Raw genomic sequence first — 14,351 nt, forward strand, 5'->3', positions numbered from 1 at the left:
GACGATGGCTTCCGTTCGCGAACACGCGAGTACCGTCGCTGACGCGGCGGACAGCCTTCCGCCGGTGGGCGGTGCCGCATCCGCGGCATCGCCCACCCGGCCCCGCCGGCGCGGGGGCAGGTGGCGCCTGCGCGCCGAGCTGCTCCTGCTCCTCGGCCCCGCCCTGATCGTCTTCGTCTCGTTCGTGATCTTCCCGGTCGCGATGGCGGCGTTCTACGGCTTCTTCAGCTGGTCGGGATATGGCGCCCCCACCGACTTCGTCGGCATCCGCAACTACGTCACGATCCTCACCGACCCCGCCTTCCACGAGGCCCTCGGCCACAACGGCTTCATCGTCGTCATGTCGCTCGTGATGCAAGGACCGCTCGCTCTGGGACTCGCACTGCTGCTGAACCGCAAGATGCGGTTCCAGTCCCTCATCCGCGTGCTCATCTTCGTGCCGTACGTCATCTCCGAGGTCGTCGTCGGCCTCGGCTGGGGTCTGCTCCTGCAGTCGAACGGCGCACTGAACGGGCTGCTCGAGAAGATCGGTCTCGGCGCTCTCGCGAACGACTGGATCTCGAACCCCTCGCTCGCGATCTGGACCCTCATGGTCATCATCACCTGGAAGTACGTCGGTTTCGCCGTCATCCTCTTCCTCGCAGGTCTCCAGGGCATCCCGGAAGAGCTCTCCGAGGCGGCCGCGATCGACGGCGCGTCGTACTGGCAGATCCAGCGCCACATCGTCCTGCCGCTCATGGGACCGACGATCCGGATCTGGGCCTTCCTCTCGGTGATCGGATCGCTCCAGTTGTTCGACCTCGTGTGGATCGTGTGGGGCCAGTACGTCGCCTCGACGGCGGGCACCTCCACCATGGCCACCTACATGGTCGCCAACGGGCGCAACGCCGGCAGCTACGGCTACGGCAGCGCGGTCGCGGTGGTCATGTTCCTCATCTCGCTGGCGGTCGCACTGCTCTACCAGCGCTTCGTCCTGCGCCGCGACACCGCCGGCGCCATCACGGGAGGTGCCCGATGACCGCCACCGCTGCCGTCGTCACCCCGGGCCGGCGCACTCCGACCCGCCGACACTCGAGCGGCCTTCCCGGCCAGCGGAAGTCGTCCAACCTCGCCGTCTACTTCGTCGCCCTGGTGCTCGTCGCCCTGATGCTGGCGCCCGTCGCGTACATCATCTTCGGCGGGTTCCGCACGAACTCCGAGATCACCCTCGATCCGTCCGGACTTCCGACGACGTGGAACTGGGAGAACTACGTCAACGTGCTGGCCAGCGGCGTCTTCTGGCGCCAGGTGGGCAACTCGCTCATCGCCGCCGCCGCCACGACGCTGTTCGTGGTCGTCCTGGGGCTCATGGCGGCCTTCGCGCTGGCGCGGTACAACTTCCGCGGACGCGGTGCGTTCTACGCACTGTTCACCGCCGGACTCATGTTCCCGATGACGGTCGCGATCACTCCCCTGTACATCCTGGTGCGCGACCTCGGACTCATGAACTCGCTCGCCGGCGTCATCGTGCCGCAGATCGCCTTCGGTCTCCCGATGACGATCATCATCCTCGTGCCCTTCCTCGCGGCGATCCCCCATGAGCTCCAGGAAGCCGCATCCATCGACGGGTGCTCGCGCCTCGGCTTCTTCTGGCGCATGGTCGTCCCGCTCGCGGTGCCCGGCATCATCACCGTCGGCATCCTCGTCTTCGTCCAGAGTTGGAACTCCTACATGCTCCCGCTGTTCATCCTCAACAACGAGGCTTCCTTCACGCTGCCGCTGGGCACGCAGGCGTTCGCGTCGCAGTACTCGGTCGACACGGCCAAGGTGCTCGCGTTCACCTCGCTGTCGATGATCCCCGCCCTCGTGTTCTTCAGCCTCTTCGAGCGCCGCATCGTCGGCGGTCTGACCGGGGCGGTGAAGGGCTGATGTCGCTCGAACAGGATGCGGCCGTGTCCGCCGCCGCGCCCAGCTCGCGCGTCGTCGATCTGCTCGGGCGCATGACACTCGACGAGAAGCTCGCGCAGCTCGTCGGATTCTGGATCGACCAGGGCGACGAAGTCGTCGCGCCCATGGCGGGCGAGATGGCCGGCTCCACGCGGTACGCGGATGCGTCGGTGCACGGCATCGGCCATCTCACCCGCGTCTACGGCACGCGCCCGGTCGAGCCGGTCGAGCGCGCCGAATGGCTGTGGTCCGAGCAGCGCCGACTGCGGGAGCAGACACGTCTGGGCATCCCCGCGATCGTGCACGAGGAGTGCCTCACGGGCCTGGCCGCGTGGAAGGCGGCGACCTTCCCGACCCCGCTCGCGTGGGGAGCGGCGTTCGATCCGGAGCTCGTGGCCGAGGTCGGCGAGATCATCGGCGAGTCGATGCGCGAACTCGGCATCCACCAGGGCCTCGCGCCCGTGCTCGACGTCATCCGCGACCCGCGATGGGGGCGCGTCGACGAGTGCATCGGCGAGGATCCCTACCTCGTCGGCACCGTCGGCACCGCGTACGTCCGGGGGCTGCAGGATGCGGGCGTGCACGCGACCCTCAAGCACTTCGCGGCCTACTCGGCCTCGCAGGCGGGCCGTAACCACGCCCCCGTGCACGCCGGGCGCCGCGAACTGCAGGACGTCTTCCTGCCACCGTTCGAGATGGCCGTCCGCGACGGCGGGGCGCGCAGCGTCATGAACTCGTACGCCGACATCGACGGTGTCCCGGTGGCCGCATCCGCCGAGCTGCTGACGGGGCTGCTTCGCGAGGAGTGGGGCTTCGACGGCGTCGTGGTCTCGGACTACTTCTCCGTCGCGTTCCTCGAGACGATGCACAAGATCGCCGCCGATCGCGGCGAGGCGGCGGCGCTCGCGCTCGCCGCGGGCATCGACGTGGAGCTGCCCACCGGTGACGCATACACGGAGCCGCTCGCACAGCGCGTCCGCGATGGCCGGGTCCCCATCGAAGACGTCGATCGCGCGGTGCTGCGGGTTCTCACCCAGAAGGAGGAGCTCGGCCTGCTCGATGCCACCTTCGAGGAGCCGGCACCCGCATCCGTCGATCTCGACACCCCCCGCCACCGGGCGCTCGCGCGCCGCCTGGCCGACGAGTCGATCGTGCTGCTCTCCAACGACGGCGTCCTGCCGCTCGCCGAGCCGTCGCGGATCGCACTGATCGGACCGAACGCGGATGCGGCCTCGGCGCTGATGGGCTGCTACTCCTTCGCCAACCACGTGCTGGCCCACCATCCGGGTGTGCCGATGGGGTTCGAGATCCCGTCGCTGCGCGAGGCGCTGGTCGCGCGCTACCCCGGGGCATCGTTCGACGTCGCAGAGGGCTGCGCCGTCGAAGGCGAGGACCGCTCCGGCTTCACCGCGGCGATCGATGCCGCGCGCGACGCGGAGGTGGCGATCGTCGCGGTGGGCGACCGCGCCGGGCTCTTCGGCCGCGGGACGGTCGGCGAGGGCAACGACGTGGAGTCGCTCGAGCTGCCCGGCGTACAGCGGGAGCTGGTCGAGCGCATCGTCGCCACGGGAACCCCCGTCGTCCTCGTGGTGCTGTCGGGCCGCCCCTACGCGATCGATTGGGCCCTCGAGGGCGAGACCGCGCCGGCCGCCGTGCTGCAGTCATTCTTCCCCGGTGAGGAGGGTGCCACTGCCTTGGCGTCCCTTCTCGCCGGGGACTCGGCGCCGTCGGGTCGGCTGCCCGTCTCGCTGCCCCGATCGGCGGGCGCACAGCCCTACAGCTACCTGCATCCGCTGCTGGGCGCGGCGAACGAGATCACGAGCGCGGACAGCACCCCGGTGCGTCCGTTCGGCTTCGGCCTCTCCTACACGCGCTTCGCGCACCGCGACCTCGAGGTGGATGCGGACGCGAGCACCGCGGGCGGGTTCACGGCGCGCGTCGTGGTCGAGAACGTGGGCGACCGCTCCGGCGTCGACGTGGTGCAGTTGTACACGCACGACCCGGTCGCCTCCGTCACGCGCCCGGTCGCGCAACTCGTCGGCTACGCCCGCGTCACGCTGGCCGCCGGCGAGCGCGCGACGGTCGAGTTCGCCGTCCCCGCCGCGCGGCTCGCCTTCTCCGACCGCGGCTATCGCCGGGTGGTCGAACCCGGCGCCCTCGAGGTCTGGGTCGGACCGTCCTGCGACGAGCGCGAGACGGCCGCCGGCACCACCCTCGCGGGAGGGGTGCACGAGATCACGGCGCGCGACGAGCGACTCACGGTGGTGAGCATCACGTCGTAGGCGCCGAAAGAGACGGGCCGGCGCGCGCTGGGGGGACAGATCGCGCGCCGGCCTCTTCGCGCCCGTCCCGCATCCGCCCGCGCGACCCGCATCCGCCACAGGCCTTCGCGCGCCGCATCCGCCACACTTCTGCGCAACGGCCACAGTTCATCACTGGCGCATGTGCGCAGAAGTGCCGCATCTGCGCACATGCGATGCAACTCGGGCAGGGAGAGGGGGACCGTCCGGCGGGTACAGTTTGGCCTGCGTCGGGAGTATCGTCGGGCGCAACGAGAGGCGCCGACATGACTCCTGAGCACGCACCCTTCGATATCGCCGACCTGCAGAGCAAGGCGCGCGACCACCTCTGGATGCACTTCGCCCGGCAGTCCACGATGGACTCGCCCGACGGCGTCCCGATCATCGTCCGCGGCGAGGGCCATCACATCTGGGATGCGGCGGGGCGCCGTTACCTCGACGGCCTCGCCGGCCTGTTCGTCGTCAACGCCGGTCACGGCCGGCGCCGCCTCGCACAGGCGGGCGCACGTCAGGCCGAACAGCTCGCCTTCTTCCCGATCTGGTCGTACGCGCATCCGGCGGCGATCGAGCTCGCGGACCGGCTCGCCGATCTCGCCCCGGGCGATCTGAACCACGTCTTCTTCTCCACGGGGGGCGGCGAGGCGGTCGAGACGGCGTTCAAGCTCGCCAAGAACTACTGGAAACTCGTCGGCAAGCCCGGCAAACACAAGGTGATCTCCCGCGCCATCGCCTACCACGGGACTCCGCAGGGGGCACTCGCCGTCACGGGCCTTCCCGGCATGAAGCAGATGTTCGAGCCGGTCACACCGGGCGGCTTCCGCGTCCCCAACACGAACTTCTACCGTGCCGCCGAGATGGGCTTCCCCGGCACCTCGGAAGAGGAGTTCGGCCGATGGGCGGCGGACCGGATCGAGGAGATGATCCTGTTCGAGGGCCCCGACACGGTCGCCGCCGTCTTCCTCGAGCCGGTACAGAACTCGGGTGGGTGCTTCCCGCCCCCGCCCGGCTACTTCGCGCGTGTGCGTGAGATCTGCGACGCGTACGACGTGCTGCTCGTCAGCGACGAGGTCATCTGTGCATTCGGCCGCGTCGGCGAGTACTTCGCCGCCGACGCCTTCGGCTACCAGCCCGACATGATCACCTTCGCCAAGGCGGTCACCAGCGGCTACTCCCCGCTCGGCGGCACGATCGTCAGCGACCGCATCTACGAGCCGTTCGCCACGGGAACGACCAGCTTCGCGCACGGATATACCTTTGCCGGGCATCCTGTGTCGGCCGCGGTCGCGCTCGAGAACCTCGACATCTTCGAGGAGGAGCAGCTCAACGCGCACGTCCGCGAGAACTCCCCCCTCTTCCGCGCCGCCCTCGAGCGGCTGACGGATCTGCCGATCGTGGGAGACGTCCGCGGTGCCGGGTACTTCTTCGGCATCGAACTCGTGAAGGACAAGACGACCAAGCAGACGTTCGACGAAGCCGAGTCGGAGCGGCTGCTCCGGGGGTTCCTCTCCAAGGCGCTGTACGACGCAGGACTCTACTGCCGCGCGGATGACCGCGGGGATCCCGTGATCCAGCTCGCGCCGCCGCTCACGATCGGACCGGCGGAGTTCGACGAGATCGAGCAGATCCTGCGCGGTGTGCTCACCGAGGCCTGGCAGCGCCTCTGACACGCTGTCGGACACAGAGACGATCCGGGGGGATCATGTCGCACACCAGTGTCTTCGCCGCTCCGTTCGCGCGGTCGGCCGACCGTGATTTCGTGGTGCGCTGCGTGCTCGGCCTCGCGCCCTCCGGCGGCGCGGACATCGGCGAGGTCCTCGCGGCCGTCGGCGATGTGAAGGCGAAGGATGCGGGGGCGTGGCTGTCGGCATGGCAGGCGCTCGGGGAACGCGCCGCACGGGACGCGCAGGATGCGGCCGCCGACGGTCGTGCCGACACGGCGCGCTGGGCGTCACTGCGCGCGGCGAACTACCTCGCGGTCGCGGTGGACGCCGCATCCGCCGCCGACGACGAGGACCGAGCCGCGTCCCTGTTCTCCGCCCACCGCGCCGCATGGGACGCGTTCGCCGCGGATGCGGGCGTGCGCATGAGCCGGATCGACGTTCCGCTCGACGGCACCACGATGCCCGGCTATCTGTTCCACGCGGATGCGGCGGGTCCTCGCCCGACGCTCGTCTTCGTCAACGGCAGTGACGGCTCGATCAGCTCACTGTGGGGCACCGGGGTCGCCGCCGCCCTCGCGCGGGGATTCCACGCCTACGTCTTCGACGGTCCCGGCCAGCAGTCCGTGCTGTTCCAGCACGGCGTCCCGTTCCGCCCGGACTGGGAGAACGTGCTGGCACCCGTCGTCGACGAGCTCGCGGGCCACCGCTACGTCGACGAGCATCGCATCGTCGTATGGGGCATCAGCCAAGGGGGCTACTGGGTGCCGCGGGCGCTCTCCGGCGAGCACCGTTTCGCGGCCGCCGTCGTCGATCCCGGCGTCGTCGACGTGTCGACGTCGTGGACGGACCACTTACCGGCTTCGCTTCGCAGACTCCTCGACGAGGGAAAGGATGCGCAGTTCGACCGCGACATGGCTCTCGGAATGCGGTTCTCCCGCGACCTCGCGGCGACGTGGGCGTTCCGCGCCCGCCCGGTGGGTTCCGGCGGATATGCGGCGGTGATCCGCCGCATCCGGGAGTTCGCCCTGTCGGAGGCCGAGGCTGCGCGCATCGACACGCCGCTGCTGATCACCTCACCCGAGGGCGAGCAGTTCTGGCCGGGTCAGTCGGAGAGGCTCGCGGCCCTGACGCGCACCGTCTCGCATGTGGTTCGCTTCACGGCGGCGGAGGGCGCGGACGGACATTGCGAGCCGTTGGCGAGGACCCTGGTGCACGAGCGCGTGCTGGACTGGATCAGCGCGACGATCCGGGAGTGACCGGCCCATCGGTTCTCGGCAGCAGCTCTCCATCCACCACGTCGATGCCCGGCACGCTGTCGAACAGCGGACCCTCGGGCGAATCGGGCTGAGCGTTCTCGTCGCGGGGGCGCATCGGCCTCACCTCCTGCGGAAGACAAGCCTGCCGCATCCGCGAGACGACCCAGGGCGCCCTTGACAGCCCGCGCAGGGCGCCGTAGGACTTCTCAGCCGTGGTCGACGGGCTCGTCGGCCGGCTCCGGCACGATCGAGAGCCCGTGCGGGCCGGATGCGGCGAGCATGAGGTCTTCGACCCACGCGCGGTTGATCTTCGGCTGACGCGAACCATAGAAGTGGAACTGCATCGGTACCGAGGGGTGCACCCAGAAGCTGCGGCGACCGCTGCCGTCGCCCACCTCCACGTCGAACATGAAGGGCTCGCCGCGGCGCAGCTTGTTCATCACGACGATGCGCAGATGCGCGAGAGTCCTGTCCTCGATCTCGACAGCGTTCGAGGCGGTGTCGTAAATGAATCGGCCCACGGTACGAGCATAACCAGCGCGGCCCGGATGCCATGACCTCCCGTTACCGGTGGGTCGGGATTAGGGTGTGCGCATGGGAACCATCTACTACGGCGGCGGCAGCACGCCGATCCACATCGAGGATCGTGCTCTCGCGCATCTCAAGGTCGTCATCGCGACCAAGCTCCGCCGCGGTGAGAGCTTCACCCTGTCGTGGCGGCATCCCGACGACCAGCCGCGAGGCCGCAGCACGCTGTGGCTGCATCCGTCGATTCCGCTGCGCTTCGTCTTCGACGACCCGGAGCCGGCCATGCTCAGCCGCGAATGGGTCGAGGAGCTGGCCAACTCCGCCAACTCGTCGGGCGGCATCATGCTCGTCGCAGAGCACTTCGACACCCACCCCGCCCCCACGGCGTCCTGACTCAGGCTGTCGGGGTGAGCGGCCCCCAGTGTCCGGGCGAGGGGAGGTCCGCGTAGCGGACATCCACTCCGCCCTCTCCCCCGACGCTCGCCACGCACACGAGCAACGACAGCGTCGGGATGCCGAGATGGCGGTGATCCCGGATGAGCGCGCGGTCGTCCGTCGCCTCCAGTTCCGCGCTGCGCTCGATGACCTCGAGCCAGGTGCGCCACCAGCCGTCGCCTGATTCCCCGTCGGCCACCGCGGCGAACTGCGGCAGCCAGTGGGTGATGCGCGCGGTGCGCGGATCGTCGAGGTCGTCGTGCGCGATCATGTGGGTACCGGGGCTCAGCAGGCCCTCGCGCAGTGCCTCGCCGTCCCAGGAGATCACCCGGGCGCCGGCCCGTGAGACATCCAGCAGGTTGAAGCCTCGCGTCGGCGGCGCATCCACGGGTACACGGCCAGCCACCGCCTCCAGCGGCAGCACGCCACGAGAGGTGACCGCGTCGTCCGCGAGAGGTGAGGTGTCGGCGCGGTTCAGCAGGACCGCCAGCCGGGATGCGGCGGGGTCGGCCGCGAGCCACGCGCCGCCGGCTCGCACGTCGTGCACTCCGATGACGCCCGGGTAGGTGTCCGGCCACCAGGGTCCCAGCCGGTTCCAGGGACGATTCGGGTCCTCGTCGCGGATGGCCACGACGCGCGTGGGCTCACTCGCGTCCTCGGGCACGCGGACGATCACGGTGCACATCGGCGGAACGGTCTCCTTCGGGCGGCGGGACCGGATGCGACAATCGAGACATGTTCGTCGTCGTCGCAGTCACGGGCGGCATCGCCGCATACAAGACGGTACATCTGGTGCGCGACCTCGTTCGCGCGGGCCACGAGGTTCACGTCGTCCCCACGGCCGATGCCCTCCGGTTCGTGGGCCTGCCGACCTGGGAGGCCCTCAGCCGCAACCCGGTCACCACCTCGGTGCACGACGATGTCGCACGTGTACGCCACGTCTCCCTCGGACAGCAGGCGGATCTCGTGATCGTCGCACCCGCCACCGCGAACACCATCGCCAAGATGGCCGCGGGCATCGCCGACGACCTGCTCGGCACGACGCTGCTCGCGACGACCGCCCCGGTGGTCGTCGCCCCGGCGATGCACACCGAGATGTGGCGCCACCCCGCGACGACCGCCAACATGGCGACTCTGCGCAGCCGCGGCGTGATCGTCGTCGGCCCCGATGACGGGCTCCTCACCGGCGGCGACAGCGGGCCCGGCCGGATGAGCGAGCCGGCAGACATCCTGCGCACCGCTCTCGGCGCGGTGTCCGCACCCGACCTCGAAGGACTTCGGGCGCTCGTGAGCGCGGGCGGCACGCGCGAGCCGCTCGACCCGGTGCGCTTCATCGGAAACCGATCGAGCGGACGTCAGGGCATCGCCCTCGCCCTGGCCGCCGCCGACCGCGGGGCCGAGGTCGATCTCGTGGCCGCGCATGTGGAGGCCGCCGTGCTCGCCTCGGCCGCAGCCCACCCCCGCATCCACATCTCGCACGTGGGCACGACCGCAGAGCTGCAGGATGCGGTCGCGGCGGCCGCATCCGTCGCGGACGTCGTCGTGATGGCCGCGGCGGTGTCGGACTACCGCGTGAGCGAGGTCGCCGACACGAAGCTCACCAAGGAGGGCGGCGACGGCACGCTGACGCTGCACCTCGTCGAGAACCCCGACGTCCTGGCGGGACTCGCCCGCACACGCCGCCCCGGCCAGACCATCGTCGGATTCGCCGCGGAGACCGCATCCGGAGAAGAGCTCCGTGAGCGCGGGCGCCGCAAGCGCGAGCGCAAGGGTGCCGACCTCCTCGTCGTCAACCGCGTCGGTTGGAGCGAGGGATTCGAGTCCGAGGAGAACGCCGCGCTGCTGCTGACCGAGGGCTCCGAGACCGAGACCTCCGGCTCGAAGCGCGCGGTCGCCGACGCCGTCTGGGATGCGGTGCTCGGCCTGCGCTGATCAGAGCACAGCCCTGGGGACCGAGCGATCCGTCCGGGTCGTCGGCGCCTGCCGCATCCGCGGGCTCGGCGCAAGGCCCGGGGTCCGCAGCCGTGCGGGGCCTAGCGTCGCTGACACCCCTCACAGAAGGACGATGCGATGACACGTTTCGGCTACACCCTCATGACCGAGCAGAGCGGGCCGCGTGAGCTCGTGCGCTATGCCGCGGGCGCGGAGGAGGCGGGCTTCGACTTCCTCGTCTCCAGCGACCACTTCTCACCGTGGCTGACGACCCAAGGACACGCGCCGCATGCGTGGACCGTCCTGGGAGCCGTCGCGCAGGCGACGAGCCGCGTCGAGCTGATGACCTACGTCACCTGCCCGACGATGCGCTACCACCCCACGATCGTCGCTCAGAAGGCCGCCACGCTGCAGCTGCTCTCCGAGGGACGCTTCACACTCGGCCTCGGCTCGGGCGAGAACCTCAACGAGCACGTCGTGGGCGAAGGGTGGCCTGCCGTGCAGATGCGCCAGGACATGCTCGTCGAGGCGATCGAGATCATCCGGGCACTGCACACCGGCGAGCTCGTCACGTACGACGGCCAGTACTTCCGCGTCGACTCCGCCCGCATCTGGGACAACCCCGACGGCGGCGTGCCCATCGGCGTCGCGGTGTCGGGCGACAGCTCCATCGAGAAGTTCGTCGACCTCTCCGACCACCTCATCGCCGTCGAGCCGGATGCGGATCTCGTGAAGGCGTGGGATGACAAGCACCCGGCGAGCGGGTCGGAGTCCGGCGAGAGCCGCAAGATCGGCCAGATCCCGATCAGCTGGGACCCGGATCGCGAGGCGGCCATCGCCCGCGCGCACGACGAGTTCCGTTGGTTCGGCGGCGGTTGGGGCGTCAACGCCGACCTTCCGACGCCCGCCGGGTTCGCGGCCGCATCCCAGTTCGTCCGGCCGGAGGACGTCGCGGACTCCATCGCGTGCGGACCCGACCTCGACGAGCTCGCCGAGAGCGTGCGACCGTTCCTGGATGCGGGCTTCACCGACGTCGCCATCGTGCAGATCGGCGACGCGCAGCAGGAGCGATTCGTGGCCGAGGTCGCCGCTCCCCTGCTGGAAAAGCTCCGCGCGCTCTGATCCACCGGGCCGCGGGCGGCTGCTCGGGCGCCCGAGGCGGTCAGTCGACGGGCAGGCGAACGGCGGCGCGAGCCGCGTCCAGCTCCGCCGCGGTGCGCTCGAGGCTCCAGCCCCGCGCCTCGGCCATGATGTCCGCGGCGAGACCGAGGATGCGCTCTCCGGGGTCTTGGAGGCGCCCGATGCCGGTGCGCCGCAGCAGGACGTCGGTGAGATGCTCGGGTGCCTCATGGCGCACGGCCCACGCGACGGCGGCGAGCGGTTCGCCGTCGGAGGTGGCGCGCTCGGCGAGACGCGGATCGGATGCGGCCAGCGCCAGCACGGAACGCGCACGGCTGCCGTAGTGGGCGAAGAGCACGTCTGCCGTGTCCGCCGCGAGTCCGAACCCCGCCGCATCCCGGCGCAGCACGGCCTGCGCGGCCGTCACGTCATCGACATCCCCGCCGGGAAGGGGCGTCTTCGCGCTGGTCGAGGGCGCGGGACGCAGGCCGTGCGCGGCCAGCCGGTCGACGATCTGCTGGGCGAAGGCGCGGGAGGTCGTGTACTTCCCGCCGAGCGCCGAGAACAGACCCGCGACGCCGTGACGCGCGTGGTCGACGAGATCGGATGCGCGGGAGGCCCGGTACGTGTCGGTGCCTGCCGACTCCGCGAGCGGACGCAGACCGCCGTACGCGGCGGTGACGTCGTCGAGCGTCAGCGCTTCCGGGAGCTTCGCGCCCGCGTTGATCTCGGCGATGAACCGCTCGATCGCGCCCCGCGTGAGCCGCCACTCGTCGACCGGGCCGGTGTACGGGGTCTCGGTGGGCCCGATCAGGCTCCGGTCACGCCAGGGCGCGACACTGAAGTGCCCGCCGGACGACACCGTGAGCACCATCGTGTCGCCCAGGCGGCGGGTGACCAGATAGATGCCCTCGGAGCGCACCGCGGGCGCCGGGCCGATGGCCTCTCGCAGCGCGGGAGTACGCGCGAGGAAATCGTGTGAGAAGGAGCCGGTCGCATCGATCGTCACCGTCGCCGCGATCTCCGCCGTCTCATCCGACACGCGGTCGTGCACCTCGGCGCCGACGACGCGTCCCGCGCGCACCAGCAGGCGCGTCGCACGCGTGTAGGTCGAGATGGTCGCGCGATGGGAGGCGGCCGCCTCCGCGAACGCGAGGGTGAGACGCTCGGGCGAGAGCATCATCGCGTCGTAGTAGAGGATGCCGTGCCGCATCCATCCGAGGCCCCGGTCGACGAGCTCGGTTGCTGACAGCGACCGGTGCCGGGGGATGTGCGCGGCCGCATCCGCGATCCGGTTGCGGTCGAACGACAGCACGTCGTACGCGGTCAGGCCCAGGTGCTCGATGAGTCCCGGCTCGGGCAGCACCATACCGATCGGGCGCACGAGGTGCGGTGCGATGGAGAGCAGGGTGCGTCGCTCGGCGAGAGACTCGCGCACCAGACGCACCTCCAGGTTCTTGAGGTACCGCAGCCCACCGTGGATGAGCTTGCCGGTGGCTGCACTCGTGGCGCCACCGAGATCGCCCGCCTCGACGAGCGCGACCGACAGTCCTCGACTGGCGGCCTCGTAGGCCGTCGCGACGCCGGTGATCCCGCCGCCGACCACCAGCACGTCGACCGCACTGTGGGGCAGAGCGCGCCGCAGACTCATGCCGCCGCCAGGTCGGCGCGGATGCCGGCGATCATGCGCTCGCGCTCGGAGGGGATGTCGAGAAGCCCCAACCTCAGCACGCGCGCCGCGATCTCCCACCGGTCGAGGTCGGCCACGCTGACGGTTCCCGCGCGCAGGTAGGACCGCAGGTAGAAACGCAGGAGGATGCGGCGCACGGCTCCGTAGACGACGCGCATCGGCGCGGACGTGCCCGGGAAGAGCTCCGCCTCGCGGAACAGCAGGCGGGTGAGGGCGACGTCGGCGGCGGGCTGGCCGGCGACCGCCGTCTGCCAGTCGATGACGACGTTGCGCTCGGCCAGCACGAACACGTTCTGCGGATGGAAATCGAGGTGCAGCACCGCATCCCCAGCGGGGAGGGCGCGGATGCGGCGGGCGACCGCATCCCGTTCGGCGGATGTGAGGGCCGAGAGAGCAGGGGTGTCGAGCTGCACGACGGCGAGCTCCCGCACATCGGGCAACCGGTCGGTGCGTGCGCGGTGGACGAACAGGTGCTCGGTCGCGAGTGTGCTGCCCACCTGAGGCAGGCGCAGGATGTTGCGCTCGGCCACGGCCGTGAGCGGCACGCCCTCGATGCGGTCGAACACGATGCCGTGGCGCCCATCCACCTCGACGCCGCCGTGGCAACGCACCGGGGTGATGCCGAGCTCGTACGCGAGCCGCGAAGCGGCGACCTCCTGCGCGACCTCGGCCGCATCGACACCGGGGAAGGCCAGCTTGACCACGCGGTCGTCGCCGTCCGCGAACACCTCGGCCGACCGACCGCGCGCGATCGGGCGCGACCCGACGACGCTCATCGCCCGGCCCGCTGAGGCTGGCCGTATCCACGGCGCGTGGCCGCTTCCACCACCGCGTGCTGCGCCGCCGCGTCGAGCGCCCGCGGTTGCCCGATGGCGCGCGCGTGCCAGTACAGGTCGCAGATCCACTCCGTCAGCAGCGCGTTCTCCACCGCGTGGACGAGGTCGCGCCCGAGTGCGACGGCGCCGTGGTTGGCCATGAGCGCGGCGAGTCGCCCGTCGAGGGCTGCTCCCACGGCCTGCGCGAGCTCGACGCTGCCGAACGGGTGGAAGGGGGCGACCCGGAGCGGTCCGCCCAGAAGCAGCTGCTGGTAGTGCACCACCGGTACCTCGTCGAGCACGAGCGAGAGGCTCGTCGCCATCGGCGCGTGGGTGTGGACCACCGCGCCGACCTGATCCGCGGGCGCGTGCCGCAGCACGCCCAGATGCAGTGCCGTCTCGGACGTGGGCGCCCAGTCGCCCTCGACGACCTCGCCGTCGAGGGTGACGATCGTGACCTGTTCCGGGGTGAGTTCGCCGAGCACGGCGCCGGTGGCCGTGACGGCGGCGTGCTCTCCCACGCGCATGCTGACGTTGCCGGCCGTGCCGACGAGGAGGCCCGCTTCGGCGAGGGATCGGGAGGCGTCGGCTACGGCGACGCGCGCGGCTGAGGTATCTGACGACGTTGTCATGGCGCTAGCATGACCGTGAGGACAAACCAAAGTCAAGTTTGGTTTCTGGCGGAAGGA

At 70.6% G+C, this 14,351-nt stretch carries 13 protein-coding genes; 8 read left to right on the forward strand and 5 right to left on the reverse strand.

Features of this window, described 5'->3' with window-relative positions; translation table 11 throughout:
• The first annotated feature begins 4 nt into the window (after positions 1 to 4).
• The 5 genes from EHF32_RS10485 (at position 5) to EHF32_RS10505 (ending at position 7,143) form a co-directional block, all read left to right on the forward strand.
• Entirely contained in the window at positions 5 to 1,018 is a 1,014-nt protein-coding gene (locus EHF32_RS10485) for a carbohydrate ABC transporter permease (protein ID WP_137418124.1), read from the forward strand.
• Positions 1,015 to 1,908, forward strand: a complete 894-nt coding sequence (locus tag EHF32_RS10490) for a carbohydrate ABC transporter permease (protein WP_137418125.1) — start codon at positions 1,015 to 1,017, stop codon at positions 1,906 to 1,908. Before EHF32_RS10485 ends, EHF32_RS10490 begins: the two co-directional genes overlap by 4 nt.
• The gene (locus EHF32_RS10495; protein WP_137418126.1) at positions 1,908 to 4,208 is read left to right on the forward strand and encodes a glycoside hydrolase family 3 N-terminal domain-containing protein; all 2,301 of its coding nucleotides are present in this window, start codon (positions 1,908 to 1,910) and stop codon (positions 4,206 to 4,208) included. The genes EHF32_RS10490 and EHF32_RS10495 overlap by 1 nt, the downstream gene beginning before the upstream one ends.
• A 284-nt stretch (positions 4,209 to 4,492) precedes the next feature.
• Positions 4,493 to 5,890 (forward strand): aspartate aminotransferase family protein, encoded by a 1,398-nt coding sequence (locus tag EHF32_RS10500; protein WP_137418127.1) that lies wholly within the window; start codon positions 4,493 to 4,495, stop codon positions 5,888 to 5,890.
• 35 nt (positions 5,891 to 5,925) lie between these two features.
• The gene (locus EHF32_RS10505; protein WP_137418128.1) at positions 5,926 to 7,143 is read left to right on the forward strand and encodes an alpha/beta hydrolase family protein; all 1,218 of its coding nucleotides are present in this window, start codon (positions 5,926 to 5,928) and stop codon (positions 7,141 to 7,143) included.
• A gap of 206 nt (positions 7,144 to 7,349) precedes the next feature.
• Here EHF32_RS10505 and EHF32_RS10510 read toward each other — a convergent pair whose 3' ends face one another.
• Entirely contained in the window at positions 7,350 to 7,664 is a 315-nt protein-coding gene (locus tag EHF32_RS10510; protein WP_137418129.1) for a DUF7882 family protein, read from the reverse strand.
• A gap of 73 nt (positions 7,665 to 7,737) precedes the next feature.
• On the opposite strand from EHF32_RS10510, the gene EHF32_RS10515 reads away from it, so the two are divergent.
• Positions 7,738 to 8,064, forward strand: coding sequence for a DUF7882 family protein (locus EHF32_RS10515; RefSeq protein ID WP_137418130.1), 327 nt, complete (start codon positions 7,738 to 7,740; stop codon positions 8,062 to 8,064).
• Between the two features lies 1 nt (position 8,065).
• Here the strand turns inward: EHF32_RS10515 and EHF32_RS10520 are convergent, their stop codons facing one another.
• Positions 8,066 to 8,791, reverse strand: a complete 726-nt coding sequence (locus tag EHF32_RS10520; protein ID WP_192900637.1) for an NRDE family protein — start codon at positions 8,789 to 8,791, stop codon at positions 8,066 to 8,068.
• A gap of 50 nt (positions 8,792 to 8,841) precedes the next feature.
• Here EHF32_RS10520 and coaBC point away from each other — a divergent pair, with 50 nt between their 5' ends.
• On the forward strand, positions 8,842 to 10,038 hold the full coding sequence (gene coaBC, locus EHF32_RS10525) for a bifunctional phosphopantothenoylcysteine decarboxylase/phosphopantothenate--cysteine ligase CoaBC (RefSeq protein WP_137418131.1): 1,197 nt from the start codon (positions 8,842 to 8,844) through the stop codon (positions 10,036 to 10,038).
• A gap of 138 nt (positions 10,039 to 10,176) precedes the next feature.
• Positions 10,177 to 11,160 (forward strand): LLM class F420-dependent oxidoreductase, encoded by a 984-nt coding sequence (locus EHF32_RS10530; RefSeq protein ID WP_137418132.1) that lies wholly within the window; start codon positions 10,177 to 10,179, stop codon positions 11,158 to 11,160.
• 40 nt (positions 11,161 to 11,200) lie between these two features.
• Here the strand turns inward: EHF32_RS10530 and EHF32_RS10535 are convergent, their stop codons facing one another.
• Genes EHF32_RS10535 through EHF32_RS10545 form a run of 3 tightly spaced genes read right to left on the reverse strand, consistent with a single transcriptional unit; the run spans position 11,201 to position 14,294 of the window.
• Positions 11,201 to 12,808, reverse strand: coding sequence for a glycerol-3-phosphate dehydrogenase/oxidase (locus tag EHF32_RS10535; protein ID WP_137418133.1), 1,608 nt, complete (start codon positions 12,806 to 12,808; stop codon positions 11,201 to 11,203).
• A complete protein-coding gene (locus tag EHF32_RS10540; RefSeq protein WP_137418134.1) occupies positions 12,805 to 13,623 on the reverse strand; it encodes an aminoglycoside phosphotransferase family protein in 819 nt (272 codons plus the stop codon). The genes EHF32_RS10535 and EHF32_RS10540 overlap by 4 nt, the downstream gene beginning before the upstream one ends.
• Positions 13,620 to 14,294 carry a class II aldolase/adducin family protein gene (locus EHF32_RS10545; protein ID WP_137418135.1) on the reverse strand — a complete coding sequence of 225 codons (675 nt, stop codon included), beginning with the start codon at positions 14,292 to 14,294 and terminating at the stop codon, positions 13,620 to 13,622. Before EHF32_RS10545 ends, EHF32_RS10540 begins: the two co-directional genes overlap by 4 nt.
• Positions 14,295 to 14,351 lie beyond the last annotated feature (57 nt).

This window comes from Microbacterium sp. RG1 (assembly GCF_005347485.1).
In the GTDB taxonomy this organism is placed as follows: domain Bacteria; phylum Actinomycetota; class Actinomycetes; order Actinomycetales; family Microbacteriaceae; genus Microbacterium; species Microbacterium binotii_A.

Excerpts from the sequence above, each read along its gene's own strand:
- EHF32_RS10485 (WP_137418124.1), top strand. The coding sequence starts at position 5 with ATGGCTTCCGTTCGCGAACACGCGAGTACCGTCGCTGACGCGGCGGAC.
- EHF32_RS10490 (WP_137418125.1), top strand. The coding sequence starts at position 1,015 with ATGACCGCCACCGCTGCCGTCGTCACCCCGGGCCGGCGCACTCCGACC.
- EHF32_RS10495 (WP_137418126.1), top strand. The coding sequence starts at position 1,908 with ATGTCGCTCGAACAGGATGCGGCCGTGTCCGCCGCCGCGCCCAGCTCG.
- EHF32_RS10500 (WP_137418127.1), top strand. The coding sequence starts at position 4,493 with ATGACTCCTGAGCACGCACCCTTCGATATCGCCGACCTGCAGAGCAAG.
- EHF32_RS10505 (WP_137418128.1), top strand. The coding sequence starts at position 5,926 with ATGTCGCACACCAGTGTCTTCGCCGCTCCGTTCGCGCGGTCGGCCGAC.
- EHF32_RS10515 (WP_137418130.1), top strand. The coding sequence starts at position 7,738 with ATGGGAACCATCTACTACGGCGGCGGCAGCACGCCGATCCACATCGAG.
- EHF32_RS10520 (WP_192900637.1), bottom strand. The coding sequence starts at position 8,791 with ATGTGCACCGTGATCGTCCGCGTGCCCGAGGACGCGAGTGAGCCCACG.
- coaBC (WP_137418131.1), top strand. The coding sequence starts at position 8,842 with ATGTTCGTCGTCGTCGCAGTCACGGGCGGCATCGCCGCATACAAGACG.
- EHF32_RS10530 (WP_137418132.1), top strand. The coding sequence starts at position 10,177 with ATGACACGTTTCGGCTACACCCTCATGACCGAGCAGAGCGGGCCGCGT.
- EHF32_RS10535 (WP_137418133.1), bottom strand. The coding sequence starts at position 12,808 with ATGAGTCTGCGGCGCGCTCTGCCCCACAGTGCGGTCGACGTGCTGGTG.
- EHF32_RS10540 (WP_137418134.1), bottom strand. The coding sequence starts at position 13,623 with ATGAGCGTCGTCGGGTCGCGCCCGATCGCGCGCGGTCGGTCGGCCGAG.
- EHF32_RS10545 (WP_137418135.1), bottom strand. The coding sequence starts at position 14,294 with ATGACAACGTCGTCAGATACCTCAGCCGCGCGCGTCGCCGTAGCCGAC.